We start from the raw sequence: 19,693 nt of genomic DNA on the forward strand, positions 1-19,693 counted from the left end.
TGTCTCCGGTGTTCTGGTGAAAAAATCCCGCCCAGTGGTATGCCGGGCGGGAGTAGTGGATCGAAAGACGCGGTCGAAGGCAAGAGCCAACGACCGCATCATGCTCACTTGTTCTGAGCTGCACCCGCACCACGGGGAATGCGAACGCTTTCGACCAGTTCCTTGATCTCCGGCGGAGTTTCCTTGGTCATGCCAGCCACAACATAGGCGACAGCAAAGTTGACCATGGCACCGACAGCGCCGAACGAGGTCGACTGGATCGGACCCAGCAACGGATCGGCATCGGTGAACGAGTTGGTGTCCGGAATAAACATCCAACCCTTGTGCAGGAAGATGTAGACCAGGGTAACGACCAGACCTGCCAGCATACCTGCAACAGCACCGGTGTTGTTGATGCGGGTCGAGAAGATCCCCATCATCAGTGCCGGGAAGATCGAGGCTGCCGCCAGACCAAAGGCCAGAGCAACAGTCTGTGCTGCAAAGCCCGGAGGATTCAGACCCAACCAGGTCGCTACAGCAATCGCCACAGCCATTGCAATCCGTGCCGACAGAAGCTCGCCTTTTTCCGAGATCTGCGGGTTGATTGCGCCCTTGATCAGGTCGTGGGACACGGCCGACGAAATCGCCAGCAGCAAGCCCGCAGCAGTCGACAGAGCAGCCGCAAGACCACCGGCAGCGACCAGACCGATTACCCAACCGGGCAGGTTGGCAATCTCGGGGTTGGCCAGAACCAGGATATCGCGGTTGAACTTGGTCAGCTCGTTACCGACCCAGCCTTTTTGTTCCGCAATCGCCTGCATCGATTCAGATTTGTCATTGTAGTACTGAATCTTGCCGTCGCCGTTCTTGTCCTCCCAATCCAGCAGGCCGGTTTTCTGCCATGTGGCCATCCAGTCGTACCGTGCATCATTGTCGATCTGTTCGACTGTAACGGCACCACCTTCGATGCCACCATTGGGCCACATCATGTCGGTGATGTTCAGACGGGCCATTGCGCCAACAGCCGGAGCGGTAAGATACAGCAGAGCGATGAAAACCAACGCCCAGCCAGCCGACCAACGTGCGTCAGACACTTTGGGGACGGTAAAGAAGCGCATGATAACGTGCGGCAGACCGGCGGTACCGATCATCAGCGACAGGGTGAACAGCACCATATTCAGCGTGTTGGAGTGATGGGCCGTGTATTCGTTGAAGCCCAGCTCTGTTACGATGCCGTCCAGTTTGGTCAGCAGCGGTACACCGCTTGCAGTGTCGCCAAACAGACCCAGCGCCGGAATCGGAGTGCCGGTCAGCTGTAGCGAGATAAAGATGGCAGGGATGGTGTAGGCGGTGATCAGCACGCAGTACTGAGCGACCTGTGTATAGGTCACGCCCTTCATCCCTCCGAACACCGCGTAGGCAAACACAACGCCTGCACCGATCAACAGCCCGGTGGTGTTCGACACTTCCAAGAAGCGGCCAAAGGCAACCCCAACACCGGTCATCTGACCGATAACGTAGGTCACCGATGCGACAATCAGACAGATCACCGCAACGATGCGCGCTGTCTGGCTGTAGAAACGGTCGCCGATGAATTCCGATACGGTGAACTTGCCGAATTTGCGCAGGTACGGCGCAAGCAGCAGGGCCAACAGCACGTAGCCACCCGTCCACCCCATCAGGAAGGTCGAGTTGTCATAGCCGGTAAAGGCAATCAGGCCCGCCATCGAGATGAACGAGGCCGCAGACATCCAGTCCGCCGCTGTTGCCATACCGTTGGTGACCGGGTGTACGCCGCGACCGGCGGCGTAGAACTCTGATGTGGAACCCGCGCGGGCCCAAATCGCAATGCCGATGTACAGCGCGAAGGATGCGCCGACAAACAGCAGGTTGATGGTAAACTGATCCATTATCCCCGCTCTCCCTTACTCTTCATCCACGCCGTGTTCGGCGTCTAGCTTGTTCATGCGCCAGGCGTAGTTGAAGATCAGCACCAGAAAGACCAGGATCGATCCTTGCTGAGCGAACCAAAAGCCCAGATCAGTACCACCGACGGCGATGCCCGACAGCAGCGGACGCAGCAGGATGCCGAATCCAAATGACACCAGCGCCCAGATCACGAGGCTGATGTAGATGAGGCGCAGGTTGGCCTGCCAATAGCCCTTGTCGGCTTCGGCTGCCTGCGCGGAGTTTGTAGATTGATCCGCCATTGCGGGTTCCTCCTTCGCTTCCTCGTTTGGCGGCCCGGTGCTCAACTCCTCCAGTGCGTCGGTCCGCTTCTCGACAATGCCCAACACCGTATGGTGCCAGGTAAAACTTCACCAGTCCGCCGAAGCGGTCTTTTGAAGTATTCTTTTTAAGATCAAAGCCTTGTGGCTTATCTCCTCCCCTTAACTCATGGTGTCGCTCACGATCCCTTCGAGATCGCCAGCGATATCTTCGATCCTGCCCATGGCATTGATGCGTTTCAGAACACCGTGACCGTCGTAATAGGTGATCAGCGGCGCGGTCTGTGCATGATAAGCCGCTAGGCGCGAAGCCACGGTTTCAGCGTTGTCATCCGCGCGGCGCTTGAATTCGGTGCTGCCGCACTTGTCGCACTTTCCGTCTTCGGCTGGCTTCTTGAACTGGTCGTGGTACCCTTCGCCGCAGCCCGCGCAGGTGTAGCGGCCCGAAATGCGGATCACCATTTCGGCATCTTCCACTTCCAGGCTGATTGCTGCGTTGATCTTCTGGTCATTGGACGCCAGCAGACCATCCAGCGCCTCTGCCTGAACCGTTGTGCGGGGGAACCCATCCAGAATGACGCCCTTGGCGCAATCTGATTGCGCCATACGGTCGCGCAGGATCGCAATGACGATCTCGTCACTGACCAGATCACCGGCTTCCATCACGGCTTTGGCGGCTTTGCCTGCGTCCGTGCCTGCTGCAACGGCTTCGCGCAGCAGGTCACCCGTGCTGAGTTGAACAAGCCCGAATTTCTCTTCCAGCATCCGGGCCTGCGTGCCCTTCCCGGCGCCCGGAGGGCCGAGAAGGATGAGTACTGCGGGAGTGGTGATCGTGGCGGCGTCCATCACATCCTCACTTGCTTGCGCGGTTTTCGATCAGGTCTTCGACCACCGACGGATCGGCCAGTGTCGAGGTGTCACCCAGCGAACCAAAATCATTTTCGGCGATCTTGCGCAGGATGCGGCGCATGATCTTACCGGAACGTGTTTTGGGCAGGCCCGGGGCCCATTGGATCACATCGGGGCTGGCAATCGGTCCGATTTCGGTCCGGACCCAGGTGCGCAACTCCTTACGGAGCTCTTCGCTTGGTTCACGGTCATTCATCAAAGTGACATAGCAATAGATGCCTTGCCCCTTGATTTCATGGGGATACCCAACAACCGCAGCTTCTGCTACGGCGGCGTGTGCAACTAGAGCGCTTTCCACCTCGGCCGTTCCCATGCGGTGGCCAGACACGTTGATCACATCGTCCACGCGGCCGGTGATCCAGTAGTCGCCATCTTCATCGCGACGACAGCCATCACCAGTGAAGTAGTAGCCTTTGTAATCCGAAAAATAGGTCTTTTCGAACCGCTCATGATCGCCCCAGACAGTGCGCATCTGGCCGGGCCAGCTGTCTTTGATGCAGAGCACACCCTCGACACCATTACCTTCGATCTCGACGCCGGACTGCGGGTCCAACACCACCGGTTCGATGCCAAAGAACGGTTTCATTGCCGATCCGGGCTTCATTGCATGGGCGCCGGGCAGGGGGGTCATCAGGTGACCGCCGGTTTCAGTTTGCCACCAAGTATCCACGATGGGACATTTGCCCTTGCCGACGACTTCGTTGTACCAATTCCAGGCTTCGGGGTTGATCGGTTCACCCACGGTTCCCAGAGTGCGCAGATCGCTGAGGTCGCATTTCTCGACAAACTCTTTGCCCTGACCCATCAGGGCGCGGATCGCTGTGGGCGCGGTGTAAAACTGGTTCACCTTGTGTTTTTCGCAGACCTGCCAGAAACGCGACGCGTCGGGGAAGGTTGGAACGCCTTCGAACATCAGCGTTGTCGCACCATTGGCCAGCGGGCCATAGACAATATAGCTGTGGCCGGTCACCCAGCCCACATCTGCCGTACACCAGTACACGTCGCCTTCGTGGTAATCGAAGGTGATCTCATGCGTCATTGCGGCGTAAACAAGATAGCCGCCGGTTGTGTGAACAACGCCTTTTGGCTGACCTGTCGAGCCGGAGGTGTAGAGGATGAACAGCGGATCTTCGGCGCTCATTTCGGCTGGTGCGCAGTAGTCGTCCGCCTCAAGGGCCATTTCGTTGTAGTCAAAGTCACGACCGTCAATCCAGGTAGTCTGGCCACCGGTGCGTTTGACGACAAGGCACTTGACCGTATCCTTGCAGTGTAGCAGTGCCGCGTCAGCATTGGATTTCAGCGGCGTCTTACGACCACCGCGCGGAGCCTCGTCCGCGGTGATGACAACCTTGGCGTCACAGCCGTTGATCCGGGCTGCCAGAGCGTCCGGCGAGAAGCCTGCAAAAACAATAGAGTGAATTGCGCCGATCCGCGCGCAGGCCAGCATGGCATAAGCGGCCTCGGGGATCATAGGCAGATAAATGACGACGCGGTCGCCTTTGCGCACACCCATAGATTCAAGGATGTTGGCCATGCGGCAGGTGCGGCGGTGCAGTTCTGCGTAAGAGATATGCTGAGCCGGATCATTTGGATCGTCCGGTTCCCAGATGATTGCCGTTTGATCTCCGCGGGTTTTCAGGTGGCGATCCAAACAGTTGGCCGAGACATTCAAGGTGCCATCGGCATACCAGTTTATTTTAACCGAACCGAAATCGTAGTTAACGTCTTTGACCTGGGTGAAGGGTTTGATCCAGTCAACGCGCTTGCCTTGCTCGCCCCAGAATGCGTCGGGGTCACTGATCGAAGCGGCGTACATGCCGGCATATTTTTCGGCATCAACATGCGCACGGGCGACGGTTTCTGCGGATGGCGGATAGGTCTTGGCATCTGCCTGGGCAGCGGTGGTCATTTTTGAGGCTCCTCCCTCTGGACTGGATTACGTTGGGACATTTTTTGCCACTTGGTCTGGCAATGTCGATCCCGTTCCTCCCCAAGGTCGAATATTACCGAGTTCTGAAAATAAATAAATAAATTGCCGGAATCCCTGAATTTATTTGTAAAGAAATTTCTAACTACGGCCACCTCTAGTAAAGAAAACGCGTAAATTTCGTAAAAATCTTTTTAAAGTAAATGGATAGGTGTAACACATGTCCTGCTTGCATTGCTTGACACAAGCGAGGGTCAGTCCACGAACACCTGGTTTTCCTGCATGCGCAATCCAAGCGGGAACTTCTTCTGATACCAGCGGAAAGCCAAGGCAGGGTTGGCACAGTAGAATGTTGGCGCTAGCTTGATCCTCAAGCGCCTCGGGAGGAGGCGCAGCAATGGGAGATCAAATGATGAAAAAGATGTTGAGCGGTGCGGCCGTCGCCGCCCTGAGCTTTGCTTTTGTCGGTGAAGCCTTTGCAACTGAATGGAACGCATCAGTCTGGGGCAAACGTCGTGCCTTCACCGAGCATGTTGAAAAACTGGCCGAGCTTGTCAGCGAAAAAACCGGCGGTGAATTCACCATCAATGTCAGCTATGGCGGACTATCCAAGCCGCGCGAGAACTTGGACGGTATTGAAATCGGCGCCTTCGAGATGGCTCAGTTCTGTGCAGGCTACCACCGCGACAAAAACCGCGCGATTACTGTTCTGGAGCTGCCCTTCCTTGGCGTAAACAACCTGAAGGAGGAGGTGGCGGTCAGCCATGCGGTTTATGATCATCCCGCAGTCAAAGATGAGATGGCCCAATGGAACGCCCGCATCATCATGACCTCACCGATGCCGCAGTATAACCTGGTCGGTACCGGCGAGCCACGCGATGAACTGTCTGATTTTGACGGAATGCGGGTCCGTGCAACTGGTGGTTTGGGGCAAGCCTTTGAGGCGGTCGGAGGTGTTCCGACATCGGTCCCCGCAACCGAAGCGTTCAATGCCATGGAATCAGGTGTCGTTGACACCGTGGCCTTTGCCCAGCACGCACATCTGTCTTTCGGGACGATCAACGAAGCCGACTGGTGGACGGCAAACCTGAACCCAGGAACGGTAAACTGCCCAGTCGTGGTCAACATTGACGCCTATGAGGCCCTGCCAGCCGCGCATCGCGAGGCGCTGGACAGCTCGATTGATGAGGCGATTGACCATTACCTGACAAATTACGACGGATTGCTCGAGCAATGGGACAGTGTTCTGCAAGAAAAGGGTGTCCAGAAAGTCATGATCGATGATGCCGTGATCGCAGAATTCCGCACCAAGGCAGCCGACCCGATCCGTGAGAAGTGGATCGCGGAAATGACGGAACAGGGACTGCCAGCGCAGGATCTTTATGATCTCGTTCAGGCGACGCTGACCCAACAGCGCGGCGGCAACTGATCCTGAACCCGGGTGCCCAACGGGCACCCGGTACACTAATATTGGGGAACACCGGAATGGCAGGACAGGCCACAGTGCTGGTGGACGGAAGCCGTCTGAGCCAGCTGGATCAGAAGTTGTTGAAACTGGAGCGCTTTCTGGCGCTCATCAGCGGATTCGCAGTATTTGGCTTGATGGTGCTCGCCGTTATTTCGGTCAGTGGGCGCAATGCCCTGAATGCCCCATTGCCAGGGTATGTTGACTGGATCGAACAGGCGATGCCACTGATCGCATTTCTGGGCATTTCATATGTTCAGCGCGATGGCGGCCACATCCGCATGGACATCGTTCTATCGCGCCTTCACGGCAGGGGGTTGTGGCTGTTCGAACTGGTCTCGGTGGTTTTGATCCTGCTTCTGATGCTTGCACTGGTTTGGGGCAGTTGGTCTCACTTCGACCGCTCCTTTGACTTGGGCGCACCATTGTGGAGCCGCGACAGTTCCATTGATATCGGAATTCCATTGTGGCCGGCGAAACTACTGGCCCCCATCGCGTTTTCCGTACTGTGCCTGCGGCTTGCTTTGCAGGCTTGGGGCTATGGCCGCGCATTATGGCTGGGACTGGAAGCTCCGGTGGCCGTTCCGTTGATACAGGACGCGGCAGCACAAGCAGCGGCTGAGGCCGAACAGTTCGAAGGGCAGGACTGATTTATGGACACGATTGAAATTGGCCTCTGGGTCACGGGCGGGCTTCTGGTCTTTGTCGTGGTCGGCATGCGCGTGGCGTTCGCTGCGGGCTTGGCCGGGCTTATCGGGCTGGTTTGGATTTTTTGGGCCAAGTTTGGGTATGATCCAGCGCGGTTTGGAAAGGCGCTGACAGTTGCGGTCAAAACCGCCGGGCAAGTGCCGCATTCCAAAGTTGCCTCTCACACCCTCAGCCTGATCCCGACCTTTATCCTGATCGGGTATCTGGCCTATTACGCAGGGCTCACGCGGGCGTTGTTTGAAGCTGCCAAACGCTGGGTCGCCTGGGTTCCTGGAGGGTTGGCGGTTTCAACTGTTTTTGCCACCGCCGGTTTCGCCGCGGTTTCGGGTGCCTCGGTCGCCACCTCTGCCGTCTTTGCCCGCATCGCGATCCCGGAAATGCTAAAGGTCGGCTACAACAAACGCTTTGCTGCTGGTGTGGTGGCCGCCGGAGGAACGCTGGCCTCGTTGATCCCACCATCGGCCATACTGGTGATCTACGCGATCATCGTCGAGCAGGATGTCGGGAAGCTACTTCTGGCGGGGTTCATTCCGGGTGCTTTTTCAGCGATCATCTATGCCGTGCTGATTGTCGGGATCGCTGTGATCTTTAAGTCCGTCGGTCCTCCGGTCACAGGCTTTACATGGAAACAGCGCTTTTCGGCCCTTCCCGGAGCCATTCCTATTGTCGCCGTCATCCTGATCATCATCTGCTTTGTCTATAACCCGTTTGGTGAAAAAGCGTGGGGCACACCGACGGAAGGCGGTGCAATCGGCGCCTTCATCGTCTTCTGCTTCGCCCTGTTCCACGGGATGCGGTGGAGTGAATTCAAATCCGCGCTGCTGGAAACGGCCAAGCTTACCGCGATGATCTTTTCGATCATCTGGGGCGTTCTGATCTATGTGCGGTTTCTAGGATTTGCAGACCTTCCCGGCGCCTTTTCTGACTGGATAACCGAGCTCGAGATGTCGCCCATGTTGATCCTGATCTGTATTCTTCTTGCCTACGCCGTGTTGGGCATGTTCATGGATGCGATTGGAATGCTGCTCTTGACCTTACCTGTTGTTTATCCGGCGGTTATGGCGCTGAACGGTGGTGAATCTGTCAGTGCCGCAGACAGTGCGTTTGGCATGTCCGGCCCGATGTGCGCGATCTGGTTCGGAATTCTGGTAGTCAAAATGGCCGAATTCTGCCTGATTACACCGCCAATTGGATTGAATTGCTTTGTCGTCGCCGGGGTGCGTCCGGATTTGAGTGTTCAGGATGTCTTCAGAGGTGTGACGCCGTTTTTCGTGGCCGACGCCCTGACCATAGCAATGCTTGTGGCGTTCCCTGGTATTGTACTCTACCTGCCATCGCTTGCGGGTTAGGTGGGATGCGAGGCTCTGCCTCGCGCTCCGGGATATTTAAAGCCAGATGAAGAACGGATCCCCTGCTTCATCTGGCCAATAAATATCCCGGGGGAGGCGCCCGGCACGGGCGACGGGGGCAGAGCCCCCTTAGGTGCGCCTAACCGGCCCGCATCAGCATTCCGAACAGGTCGCGCGGATCGTCCGGGTCTGCCAGCATGTCCAGAGGTTCAAAGAATGCGGTGCCTTCGATCGCCTGCTTGACATAACGCAGGGCTGAGAAATCTTCAATCGCGAAGCCAACGCTGTCGAACAGGGTGATTTGGCGGTTGTCTGTGCGCCCTTTGGCAGCACCGGTCATGACCTGCCACATCTCGGTCACGGGATGATCAGCATCCAGCGCCTGAATCTCGCCCTCGATCCGGGTTTGCTCGGGATATTCTACGAAAATGTCTGAGCGCAGCAAGATGTCGCGATGCAATTCTGTCTTGCCGGGGCAATCGCCACCGATGGCGTTGATGTGGACGCCGGGACCGACCATGTTGTCGGTGAGGATGGTGGCGTTTTTCTTGTCTGCCGTGCAGGTGGTGATGATCTGAGCGCCTTCAATAGCATCTTCCGGCGTCTTGCATGGGACGACCGTCAGGCCCTTGCCTTGTAGGTTTGCGGCGCATTTCGCTGTTGCACCGGGATCGATATCGTAAAGCCGCACAGTGTCGATCCCGCACATTGCCTTGAAAGCGAGGCATTGGAACTCGGACTGCGCCCCATTGCCGATCATGGCCATGGTTGTGGCATTCTTCGGGGCAAGATAGCGTCCGACCAGAGCCGACGTTGCCGCCGTGCGCAACGCCGTCAGCATCGTCATTTCGGTCAGCAGAGTGGGATATCCGGTGTAAACATCCGCCAGCAATCCGAATGCGGTCACAGTTTGCAGACCCTCGGAGGTGTTTTTGGGATGACCGTTCACGTATTTGAACCCATATGCCTCACCATCCGAGGTGGGCATCAGTTCAATCACACCGTGCGGAGAATGCGCCGGGATACGCGGGGTCTTGTCAAAGCTTTCCCACCGTTTGAAATCGGATTCGATTTGATCGGCGATCTGAACGATCATCTGTTCGACGCCAATGTGGTGGATCAAACGCATCATGTTGTCGACGGACACAAAAGGCACGAGTGCCTTGTCAGAAGGTTGCATCGTACTCTCCTATCGGCGGGCAAGGTGGACGCCTGCAATCATGCAGCGTACTGACCCACCAGCAGTTTCGATTGTTGGGACGGACAGTGGCAAAGGCGTTGCACTGGCTTGGATTATTTTGATTTGATCAGGGGTGAGGGCGCCTAACGCTCGGCTCGACAATGCCAGCACCAATCCATTGCGTCCCTTCAACTCAATTGCATTCCCCGCAAATTCGGCGATTTGGTCATGAGTCAGATCAATTACGGTTCGACCGGATTCCTCTAACCGATTGCGAATGGTCAAGCGACGGTCGGGGTCCGATATCATGTCGAGGCAGATTAACGCGTAATGAGTGCCGATCCCCATCAATACGTTGGTATGATAAACGTCCCTGCCTTTTGCGTCGCGGGCCTGAAAGGCAATTGGTTCATAGTTGAAATGAGTGCAGAACCGCTCCAGCAAGACCGGGTCGGCGCGATTGGAGGTGACTGTATACGCGATGCGGGCAATGTGGTCCAACACCATCGCACCTGTCCCTTCCAGCGCAAGGTTGTCTTGTTCCAGCCCGGAATAGTCTATGACATCCTGCACGCGATACTCATGTTTGAGCAGTTCGATGACATCGGTTCGCCGCTCGCGTCGGCGAGACGGCACGAACATCGGGTAAACTGCTATGTGACCACCAGGATGTGTGGAAAACCAATTGTTTGGAAAAACGCTGTCGGGTGTGTCGAGATCGCCAAAATCATCAAAAACGTGAACAGTGATTCCTGTGTCGCGCAGGCGTTGAACTGCCTGGTCATGTTCATCTCTCGCAGCTTCCGACGTAGCTGCGGCCGACGTGATACTCAGCGTTTGAAACGCATTGTCATCGCGTGTTTCCGGGTTGGAGGCAAAGGCATGTGGCCGGATCATTACTGCTGCAGACGGTGCTTGTAGCGATAGCATCAGAAACTCCGGGTGGGGCGGTCAAAGACGCGACGGCCCATAAGTGAGGCGGCCAGATCGACCATCAGTTTTGCAGTGCGGCCACGTTCATCCAGAAACGGGTTCAGTTCGACAAGATCCAGCGAACTGACCAGTCCGCTTTCATGCAGCAGTTCCATGACCAGATGAGCCTCGCGCTCGGTCGCACCGCCAGGAACAGTGGTGCCGACGGCAGGGGCGATGGCCGGGTCCAGGAAATCAACATCCAACGAAACGTGGAGAAGGGCGTTTTCAACTTTGACGCGGTCCAGAAACGCCAGCAACGGGGCCTTGATCCCATGTTCGTCAATGCTGCGCATGTCGGCCAGCATGGCCCGGTTTTGTTCCAGCGCCGAACGTTCTGCCGGGTCGACAGAGCGTAGGCCGATCATGCCGACGCGGTCCGTTGGCACGATGGCAGGTAAGGAAGGAAATGCCTCGAACCCCGGCCTTCCTGTAAAATAGGCGACGGGTGTGCCATGCAGGTTGCCGCTGTCTGTGCTGTCGGGGGTGTGAAAGTCACTATGGGCATCCAGCCACAGAACGAACAGCGGGCGGTCAATCTTTGCAGCATAAGCGGCCATCCCGGTCACGGTTCCCATGGACAACGCGTGATCGCCGCCCATGAAGATCGGAATGCCCCGATCAGCCGCTTTTAGCGCGACCTTGCTCAGCGCTTGCGTCCAACCGATGCATTCGGGCAGCGCGAACAGGTGCGGATGTTCGGGCAAGCCGGTTTCTTCAGGTTGCACGTCGCCCCAATCGCAAACGGAGTGACCAAGATCGGTCAAGGCCTGATCCAGCCCGGCCACGCGATATGCGTCAGGACCCATTCGGCAACCCTGACGCCGTTTTCCGGCGTCCATCGGCGCGCCGACTAAAATGATGTTATTGCGTTCCATGTGGTCCATTTAGGCCGTCACTGTGTCTTGCGTGAAGAGCGCAAAATGCTCAAAATGGTTCAGGAAACTCCTTAATGAGAAAGTGATATGGACGAATTGGATAGTCGTCTGCTGGGCGCATTGCAGCGTGACGCGCGCGCCAGCCTGTCAGAGCTGTCGGAAACGCTGGGCGTAACCCGCACTACGGTGCGCAGCCGTTTGCAACGGCTCAAGCAATCTGGTGAGATCGTCGGTTTTACTGTGTTGACGCGTCGGGATCTGGCACAAAGCCCTGTGCGTGGGCTGATGATGCTAGAAATCGAGGGGCGCGGTACCGAGCGCGTGATGTCCCGGATCGGGGCTATGCGGCAGGTCACGGCGGTCCATTCGACCAACGGCAGTTGGGATTTGATTGCCGAAATCAGTACGGAAACTCTGGCCGAGCTGGACGAGGTTCTGTTTCATATTCGCAGGATCGACGGCGTTACACGTTCGGAAACGAACCTGCTGCTGTCAACGCGCAAGGGGCGGCTCTAGTGCTTTGAGATAAATGCGAATTGTGCCAGAGTTCGTGAGTAGACAGGGTGCGGCTTACCCTTAGGTAGGCCGCTTGCTGATTAAGGGTTCAGTATTTCCGGAAGGCTTGCGGCATGACCACATCTGATAATGGTGACGAACCTTTGGCCGAAAAGTGGGCCGAACGTCTTGCTGGTCTACTGGAGAAACCCTGGCTGCGCATCGCGATACCGGTCGTTATTACCGGGATTGCCCTTTCGGTTTTGCACGATCTGTCGGCCCATGTGAAATGGTCGGATGTCCAGACAGATATTTCAGCGACATCATGGAAATTGATGTTTTTTGCGATGTGCTGGACAGCGTTCAGCTTTTTGTCGCTGTCGCTCTATGATGTGTTCGCGGTACAAAGCGTGGCGGATGGCAAGGTGCCGTTACCTGTGGCGGGGATGGCCGGAGCCAGTGGATACGCGGTGTCGAACTGCCTTGGATTTTCCTACATCACCGGAACCGCAATCCGGTATCGGATATACGCGTCGCTTGGCTTGGATCTTGGCCGGGTGGCTGGTGTAATCGCAACCTCATGGGTGGCGTTCTGGATGGGTCTGATCCTGATTTTGGGCCTGTTGCTGACCCTGCACCCGGATGGAATATCCAAGGTGATGCCCGTCAGCGAAACGGTCGAAACCACCATAGGATTGTGCTTGCTGGTTGCATTTGTCGCGATGTTCATTTGGCTGTCCAGCGGTGGCCGACGGTTGGCTGTTGCAGGTGTCGGTTTCGATTTGCCCGGAGGCAAGCTGGCGGGCCTGCTGACGTTGGCTGCCATCGGCGACCTGTTTGGCGCATCCATGGCGCTTTACGTACTGATGCCGGATGATTTGGGGGTTGGGTACCCGTATTTCTTCACCATCTATATCGCTGCCATTGCCGTTGGAATCCTGAGCCATGCGCCGGGCGGGATCGGCGTGTTTGAGGCGACATTGATTGCCGGTCTGGGGGCGTCGGGTCGTTCGGATGTGATTGCTGCGTTGCTGCTTTACCGGGTGGTTTACACTTTTTTGCCATTTGCAGTCGCCAGCCTTTCCATTGCCGTTGCATCGGTCTTGACCCAAAGACACATGATCGGCGCTGCCGCGGTTTGGGTCTATCGTGTGATCCGCCCCATGGTTCCAATGGTCGCGGCCGGGGTTGCCGCAGTGGCCGGGGTGATCTTGCTGGTGTCGGGCGCGCTGCCAGCGGGGGCGCAAAAGCTCGGCACGCTGAAAGATCTGCTGCCCCTGTCATTTGTCGAGGCTTCGCATCTTGCAGGCAGCGTCGTAGGCGTATTGCTGTTGCTGGTCTCGCGCGGGTTGTTCCGCAAGCTCTACAGGGCATGGGTCGTTGCGATGGTGTTGATGGGGGCGGGATTCTTTGCTTCGCTTGCAAAGGGGCTCGACATCCACGAGGCGTTTTCGATGCTGGGAACGATCGGTCTGCTGGCCATGTTTCGCGGTGCGTTCTACCGGGTCAGTGGCGCGTCGATTTTTCGGCTGAACATCCCATGGCTGATCAGTGTCGTGGTTCTGCTGGCGGTGATTTTCTGGATCGGGCTGTTTGCATATTCGCATGTCGAATACCAAAATGATCTGTGGTGGCAGTTTGCTTGGAACGGTGACGCCTCGCGCTTTCTGCGGTCCAGCCTTGTCGTGGCCGTGATCGTGGGCATTGTTGCCATGAACTCTCTGTTCGGGCGTGAGATTCCGACACCACAGCGGGTTGAAATCCCAGAGGTTGTCGAGCGGCTAGTGATGGAGAGTGAGGATACGGAATCCCAAATCTCGCTTACCGGTGACAAGCAATTCCTGATCTCACCGGATGAGACCGCGTTTATTGCCTACGCCGACACAGGCAATGCGCTGATTTCGAAAGGAGAACCGGTTGGAGACGAGGGTGCCGGGCAGCAACTGATTTGGCAGCTTCGGGAAATGGCGGATCGCGAAGGTAAACTTTGCGCGTTCTACAGTGTCTCGACCAAATATCTACCGACTTTTCTGGATCTTGGACTGTCGATCCTGAAAATTGGCGAGGTTGCGCGGGTTTCTTTGCACGATTTCTCGCTGGACGGAAAGTCGCGCAAGCGGTTCCGGCAAGCCAAGAACCGTGCTGAACGCGAAGGATATGTGTTCGAGATCGTTCCGAAGGAAGAACTGGCGCCTCTGTTGTCAGACTTGCGTGGGATTTCAGACCGCTGGCTTGCGCAAAAGGCCGGTGCAGAAAAGGGCTTTGCGCTGGGGGGACTTGATGATCAATACCTGTCCTATTTCGATCATGCTATCCTGCGTGATGGCAACACCGGCAAGATCATGGCCTTTGCCAACCTGTTCCAAGGGGGGAACAAGTCGGAGCTGTCGCTGGATCTTATGCGCTATGAACCCGATAGCCCAAGTTTCGTTATGGACGCTCTTTTCGCCGACATGATGGATTGGGGCGCACAGCAGGGGTTTCACTGGTTTTCACTGGGTGCCGCACCGTTTTCAGGGATCGAAAACCGTCAGCTTGCTTCGCTTTGGAACCGCATCGGTGGGTTCGTTTACGAACATGGCGAGCAATTCTACCATTTTGAAGGCCTGCGCGCGTTCAAGCAGAAGTTCGATCCGGAATGGAGCCCGAATTATCTGGCCAGCCCCGGCGGGCTGGCCGCGCCCCGCATTCTGTATGAGGTCAATATCCTGATCTCGGGCGGATTGCGCGGGTTAACCAAGTAGCACTTAATTCAGGCTTGCGCGGGTTGGGGTTTTCTGCAGCAGATCGCCCCAGTCCGTGCGATAGGCCATCTCGGCCAGAACGGTTTCGGGCAGGAATTCCTGGTTTTGCCGGATCTGCCATCCGCCGCCCAGGCCCTTGTAAACCGCCACCAGATTGCTGGATACCTGCTGCCGTGCCTCGATCAGATTGGCCTGCGACCGCAATAGCGCGGTCTGGGTGTTCAGCACGCGCGAATAATCGGCAATGCCGTCTGTATACTGGCTGACGGCGATTTCGGCAGCTTTGCGTGAGGCCTCGACACTTTGTTGATAGAACCCGACCTGCTTACGTGCCTGCGCATAAGCGACCATGGCACTTTCAACTTCGGAATAAGCGGTCAGCACAGTGTTCTGATAATTCGCAATCAGCGCCTGATAAGCGGCGTCCTGCGCGCGAACATTGTTCTTGATGCGACCATAGTTCAGCACATTCCAGACCACACCGGCACTGGCCAGACCGGTTGTGCTGCCACCGCTGAACAGATCGCGCCCGCCGGATGCCTGCAGCCCGATCGCGCCAGACAGGATGAATTGGGGATACAGGTCCGCCATCGCGATGCCCACTTGTGCCGATTGCGTGGCTGCCGCCAGTTCAGCCGCGCGCACATCCGGGCGGCGGCGTAGCAATTCAGCGGGAACGCCCACTGCCACATTTGCTCGGGCCGATGGAATGTGGCCGGAATTGCCCAACAGACCGGTCATGCGTGAAGGTGTCGTGCCCAACAACACCGCAAGCGCGTTCTTGGTCTGTTGCAAGTCGCTTTCCAGTTCGGGTACCAGCGCCTTAGTGTTGTTCAGCAGGGCGGTGGATTCCTGCACGTCCAGTTCCGTGGTGACGCCATTGTTAAACCGCAGCTGAGTCAGGTCTGCCGAATCCTGCTGCAATTTGATGTTCTCACGCGCAATTGCCAGCGTCTCTTGCAACGCCCGGATATTGACGTAAAGCGCGGCGACATCCCCGGTCAGCGTCACCAACGCGTCGTCGTAATTCGCCACTTGCAGGGCCAGGTTGGATCGCGCCGCCTGAACGCCGCGTCGTTGCGCGCCCCAGACGTCCAACTCCCATTGGGCATCGAAGCCGACTTGCGAGGTCGAGAACTCGGTATCCAGCGGGATGACGCGATTGACATCCGAAATTGGCCCCAGATTGTCACTGATCTGACGCCGTTCAAGCGAGCCGCCAACGGCCTGCGACTGCGGGTAAAGCTCGCCAAAGGCGATACCCAGTTGTGCACGGGCCTGCAAAACCCGCGCTCCAGCGACCTGAAGTGTCAGGTTCTGGGCGTATGCCTCGGCAATCAGTTTGTTGAGGGTCGGATCATTGAATGTCTGCCACCATTTCACGACAGGCGCACTGCGCGACGTCAGCCCACTTTGACCGGCGCTGGGGTTGTTGACCTCGATCCACTGTTTCACGACAGGTGAGTTGGGGCGCACGAAATCTGGTCCAACGGGTGTGCAGGCCGCGAGAGTGGCGGCACAAATGGCGGTTCCCAACAACCTGCGGAGTGTCATGGCGCGCATCCTCAGATATCCAGAGGTCGGATGAAGTTGGCGAAGGAATAGAGACGGATGTTGATACGCCTCAGAAACTCAAAACTTTTGCCTTGGCCTGTATAGATCGCCACTGCGGCATGACCACCTGCTGGGAAAATGTGGTCTTCCGGAACATCGACGGTGATCTGGACCGCAATCCGACCGGGCAGTTTGGGCAGCTCGAAACCGGGCAGGCGGCCCGACGGGATGAGTTGCCCCTGCCGGGTGGCCCACCAGATCGCTTCGACCTTGCCCGTCAGGATTTCACCGGGATAAAGATCAAGTGCAACTTCGACCTCTTGCCCCGGCTCGACAAATTTCAGGTTCTGCTGGCGGAACGTGGCAAGGATATAAGGGCTTTCATCAGTCACAAAGCTGGCAATCGCACCCAATCGGACGTCACCGACTACCAATCCGGGGCGAGCCTGCTGTGAGACGATCATGCCATTTTCAGGCGCATAGATTGTTGTGTTTTCCAGAAAATACTCGGCTTCGGCCAATTGCGCCTGCGCCTGAAGGATGCCCGTGTTCACGCCGTCAATCTGCGATTCCAGCGCCAGTTGAGCCTTGGTCAGGTTGGCCCCAGCCTGTTTGACGGCGGCCTGATCTTCCGTCACCTGTTCGTTCCATCGATCCAGATCGTCCTGACGGGCGCCTCCGGCCGGAACAAGATTCTCATACCGCGCCTGTTGGGTTTGCGCATAGGCCAATTGCGCATTGGCCCGTTCGACAGCTTCGGTCGACGCAATGACATCCTGTTCAAGGATTTTGGCGTTCTGCTGTGCCGCCACCAACTGGGCCTGCGCATTATCGACCGCCAGCGAAAACACCGTATCATCGAACCGATACAGCGGATCGCCCTTTGCGACCGGTGTATTCGGTTCAACAAGAACCTCGGACAGGATCGTCGGCTGTGTCAGCTTGGGGATGATCTGTATGGTCGAACGTACCACGTGGCTGTCTGCTGAAAACGGCTGAAAGAAGCGCAATGCCACAAGGAAGATCAACAGCAGGTGTGCACCCACCCAGAACGAAACAATGCCCCAGGCAATGTTGAACTTCAGCCATTCCAGCTTGAAAAAAATGAGCCAGACGAAAATGATGTAGAACAGCGTGATGCCGAGGGCGACGAACATAGGAATTAGGGTCCTTCGGTCTTAACTGGGTTGTGTGTCATCTGTGTCCAGACGATCCTGGTATTCGGGTTTGACCTTGCCGCCAAGGCGTTTGATTTCATCGCGAATGGCATCTTTTTCCTCGTCCGGGCCCCGGCGAATATCGACCGTGACGCCATCGTGGAAAGCCCACATGAAGGCGTGAACCCAAGGCACGACAGCCAAAAACCCCATCCATCCCATGATCTTTACGGCTTCGGCATGGGGATGATTACGTTTGATCGCGATCCGCCCCGGAAGGCCCATAATGAACAGGAACAGCGCCATAACTGCTGCAAGCAGCAGGATCAGCGCGACCAATGTCAGATAGTCATAATAGCCCAGCGGCTGGCCCAATAGTCCCATGTGTGTGCCTCCATCAGGGGAAGGTTAGGGTATCCTCAGTCATTCGTTTTCAGTTCGTCAATCAACTTGTAGTCCGTTGGCGGGTCATCACAAATGCCCGGTCCGCATTCCAGCAGAGTTGAACCGGCGTTCAGTACGGCAAGTGCCAGCATGACAAAGAAGGCGGTTTTGGCCAGCTTGTTTCCCCCAAAATGTACCTCGCTGGCCGCGCCCGAGTCATATTGGCGATCAAACAGCAGCATGAACGACGTACCCAGCAGGACAAGGAAAAAGGCGATGCCCGCCCAAGTGTAATAATGCAGCCCCAGAACGGGCGATCCGTAATGGCCGGTTCCTGGCACAATGTGCAACAGGATTTGCCGGATCGAAACACTGCCGCCATACAAAGCGGCAATCAGCATGATGGCATAGTGCTGCGGTCGCGCGCCATACAGCAGGTTCAAGCCCAGCCCGACGCCGACAGCAACAAAGCCGACACGCTGCAACAGGCAAAGCGGGCAGGGCAGTTCGTAAAGGACAAGTTGATAGAAAAACGCCAGCGCCAGAACAAGACAGACAGCCAGCATTCCGATCGCGTTAAATGTTCGTGACAGTTCAGGTGTCATGACGAGGCCCTCAAAGCTGAATTGTCAGCTGACTGGTGGCGTGGAATTTCAACCAGTAGATACTCAGGGCAATCGTAAGGAAGAACAGCGCATTGCCTGCCTTTGTCATGTTGAAATAGTTGAGCCCCATCGTGGCAGTAAGTAATGCAAATAAAAGCGCAATCATGGCCCGGTGCTCCCCTCCCGTGCACATATCTTTATGCAAACGATAGTGTCAGGCCGGGTGGCATCTGGCAAGCGGCGCGGTAAATTGGAGACTATTCTTAATGTCCGCTAGCTACACAGGACGATGTCCGTTTGCCATTCCTGACTGCGCAGGTGCAGATCGCCTGGTAACGGCGCATCCGTGTAAATTGCGTCGATTTCTGCCAAAGAAGTGATGCGCGCCGGAGCCGAGCGGTAAAACTTTGAATGGTCGGCAACCAGAAATGTGCGGCGTGCCTGCGCAATGATGGTCTGGCTGACTTGTACCTCCTGAAAGTCGAAGTCCAGAAGATCTCCGTCAGTGTCCAAAGCTGAACAGCCGATTACGGCAAGGTCAAATTTAAATTGCCGAATGGTCGATACGGTCAGATTTCCGATCAACCCGCCGTCGGTGCGCCGCAGAACGCCACCGGCCATGACGACCTCACAATCCGGGTTCTCAATCAGAATGTTTGCGACATTCATGTTGTTGGTCACAACCATCAGATTCTTGTGGTTCAGCAATTGCCGCGCCACGGCCTCGGTCGAGGTTCCGATGTTCATGAAGATCGATGCGCCGTCGGGGATATCGATGGCGCAAGCCTGTGCAATACGGGTCTTGGCGTCGGCGTTCAGGGCACGGCGGTCTTCATATCCGATGTTGGAAACGCCCGAGCGCAGCACCGCGCCGCCATGCACCCGATCCAGTTTACCTGCCTCGGCCAACTCGGTCAGGTCGCGCCGGATCGTCTGGACCGTGACACCAAATCTTTCGGCCAACCCGTCAACGGTGACGCGGCCTTCGGCCCCGGCAATGTCCAGAATGTCAGATTGGCGAAAAGACAGGGACATGGTGTTTCCAAACTTGAAGTGTTTCTTTCGTTTTTGTTCTTTTTGGCCGATTTAGCAAGGAAGGTGTTAGAAAATTTCAGGTTAGTGTTGCAAAGCGAAAAAATTCGAACATAAACATTGACCA

General features: G+C 56.6%; 18 protein-coding genes. 5 read left to right on the top strand and 13 right to left on the bottom strand.

Annotated elements, in window-relative coordinates:
- Positions 1 to 104: 104 nt before the first annotated feature.
- The 4 genes from ACR0AM_RS06600 to acs all read right to left on the bottom strand — a co-directional run bounded on the left by ACR0AM_RS06600 (position 105) and on the right by acs (position 5,025).
- Positions 105 to 1,889 (bottom strand): sodium:solute symporter family protein, encoded by a 1,785-nt coding sequence (locus ACR0AM_RS06600; RefSeq protein ID WP_480476698.1) that lies wholly within the window; start codon positions 1,887 to 1,889, stop codon positions 105 to 107.
- Between the two features lie 15 nt (positions 1,890 to 1,904).
- Positions 1,905 to 2,189: a DUF4212 domain-containing protein gene (locus ACR0AM_RS06605; RefSeq protein WP_209504901.1), complete on the bottom strand. Its 285-nt coding sequence runs from the start codon at positions 2,187 to 2,189 to the stop codon at positions 1,905 to 1,907.
- Between the two features lie 180 nt (positions 2,190 to 2,369).
- On the bottom strand, positions 2,370 to 3,053 hold the full coding sequence (locus tag ACR0AM_RS06610; protein ID WP_480493362.1) for an adenylate kinase: 684 nt from the start codon (positions 3,051 to 3,053) through the stop codon (positions 2,370 to 2,372).
- Between the two features lie 7 nt (positions 3,054 to 3,060).
- Positions 3,061 to 5,025, bottom strand: coding sequence for an acetate--CoA ligase (gene acs / locus ACR0AM_RS06615; RefSeq protein ID WP_480493360.1), 1,965 nt, complete (start codon positions 5,023 to 5,025; stop codon positions 3,061 to 3,063).
- 430 nt (positions 5,026 to 5,455) lie between these two features.
- Here acs and ACR0AM_RS06620 point away from each other — a divergent pair, with 430 nt between their 5' ends.
- The 3 genes from ACR0AM_RS06620 to ACR0AM_RS06630 are packed head-to-tail and all read left to right on the top strand — an operon-like array spanning position 5,456 to position 8,565.
- Complete coding sequence (locus ACR0AM_RS06620) at positions 5,456 to 6,472, top strand: C4-dicarboxylate TRAP transporter substrate-binding protein (protein ID WP_480476952.1); 1,017 nt, start codon at positions 5,456 to 5,458, stop codon at positions 6,470 to 6,472.
- Positions 6,473 to 6,528: 56 nt separating this feature from the next.
- The gene (locus ACR0AM_RS06625) at positions 6,529 to 7,158 is read left to right on the top strand and encodes a TRAP transporter small permease subunit (RefSeq protein WP_480472339.1); all 630 of its coding nucleotides are present in this window, start codon (positions 6,529 to 6,531) and stop codon (positions 7,156 to 7,158) included.
- 3 nt (positions 7,159 to 7,161) lie between these two features.
- Positions 7,162 to 8,565, top strand: a complete 1,404-nt coding sequence (locus ACR0AM_RS06630; protein ID WP_480622453.1) for a TRAP transporter large permease — start codon at positions 7,162 to 7,164, stop codon at positions 8,563 to 8,565.
- Between the two features lie 139 nt (positions 8,566 to 8,704).
- Here the strand turns inward: ACR0AM_RS06630 and ACR0AM_RS06635 are convergent, their stop codons facing one another.
- Genes ACR0AM_RS06635 through rocF form a run of 3 tightly spaced genes read right to left on the bottom strand, consistent with a single transcriptional unit; the run spans position 8,705 to position 11,595 of the window.
- Positions 8,705 to 9,745: an ornithine cyclodeaminase gene (locus tag ACR0AM_RS06635; RefSeq protein WP_480604273.1), complete on the bottom strand. Its 1,041-nt coding sequence runs from the start codon at positions 9,743 to 9,745 to the stop codon at positions 8,705 to 8,707.
- Between the two features lie 9 nt (positions 9,746 to 9,754).
- Positions 9,755 to 10,675 carry a citrulline utilization hydrolase CtlX gene (gene ctlX, locus ACR0AM_RS06640; protein ID WP_480622454.1) on the bottom strand — a complete coding sequence of 307 codons (921 nt, stop codon included), beginning with the start codon at positions 10,673 to 10,675 and terminating at the stop codon, positions 9,755 to 9,757.
- The gene (gene rocF, locus ACR0AM_RS06645) at positions 10,675 to 11,595 is read right to left on the bottom strand and encodes an arginase (RefSeq protein WP_480493559.1); all 921 of its coding nucleotides are present in this window, start codon (positions 11,593 to 11,595) and stop codon (positions 10,675 to 10,677) included. Before rocF ends, ctlX begins: the two co-directional genes overlap by 1 nt.
- Before the next feature lie 87 nt (positions 11,596 to 11,682).
- On the opposite strand from rocF, the gene ACR0AM_RS06650 reads away from it, so the two are divergent.
- A complete protein-coding gene (locus ACR0AM_RS06650) occupies positions 11,683 to 12,111 on the top strand; it encodes an Lrp/AsnC family transcriptional regulator (RefSeq protein ID WP_480472343.1) in 429 nt (142 codons plus the stop codon).
- 113 nt (positions 12,112 to 12,224) lie between these two features.
- Positions 12,225 to 14,834, top strand: coding sequence for a bifunctional lysylphosphatidylglycerol flippase/synthetase MprF (gene mprF, locus ACR0AM_RS06655; protein WP_480622455.1), 2,610 nt, complete (start codon positions 12,225 to 12,227; stop codon positions 14,832 to 14,834).
- Positions 14,835 to 14,837: 3 nt separating this feature from the next.
- On the opposite strand, the gene ACR0AM_RS06660 is transcribed toward mprF, so the two are convergent.
- From ACR0AM_RS06660 to ACR0AM_RS06685, 6 genes are all read right to left on the bottom strand, one after another.
- Entirely contained in the window at positions 14,838 to 16,388 is a 1,551-nt protein-coding gene (locus tag ACR0AM_RS06660) for an efflux transporter outer membrane subunit (protein ID WP_480622456.1), read from the bottom strand.
- Positions 16,389 to 16,399: 11 nt separating this feature from the next.
- On the bottom strand, positions 16,400 to 17,545 hold the full coding sequence (locus tag ACR0AM_RS06665; protein WP_267366155.1) for an HlyD family secretion protein: 1,146 nt from the start codon (positions 17,543 to 17,545) through the stop codon (positions 16,400 to 16,402).
- A gap of 21 nt (positions 17,546 to 17,566) precedes the next feature.
- Entirely contained in the window at positions 17,567 to 17,929 is a 363-nt protein-coding gene (locus tag ACR0AM_RS06670; RefSeq protein ID WP_480485873.1) for a DUF3302 domain-containing protein, read from the bottom strand.
- Positions 17,930 to 17,964: 35 nt separating this feature from the next.
- Positions 17,965 to 18,534, bottom strand: a complete 570-nt coding sequence (locus tag ACR0AM_RS06675) for a disulfide bond formation protein B (RefSeq protein ID WP_480622457.1) — start codon at positions 18,532 to 18,534, stop codon at positions 17,965 to 17,967.
- A 10-nt stretch (positions 18,535 to 18,544) separates the two neighbouring features.
- The gene (locus tag ACR0AM_RS06680) at positions 18,545 to 18,700 is read right to left on the bottom strand and encodes a DUF5993 family protein (RefSeq protein WP_209595994.1); all 156 of its coding nucleotides are present in this window, start codon (positions 18,698 to 18,700) and stop codon (positions 18,545 to 18,547) included.
- Between the two features lie 107 nt (positions 18,701 to 18,807).
- The gene (locus ACR0AM_RS06685) at positions 18,808 to 19,569 is read right to left on the bottom strand and encodes a DeoR/GlpR family DNA-binding transcription regulator (RefSeq protein ID WP_480485869.1); all 762 of its coding nucleotides are present in this window, start codon (positions 19,567 to 19,569) and stop codon (positions 18,808 to 18,810) included.
- Positions 19,570 to 19,693 lie beyond the last annotated feature (124 nt).

It is taken from the genome of Ruegeria sp. AD9, assembly GCF_056542305.1.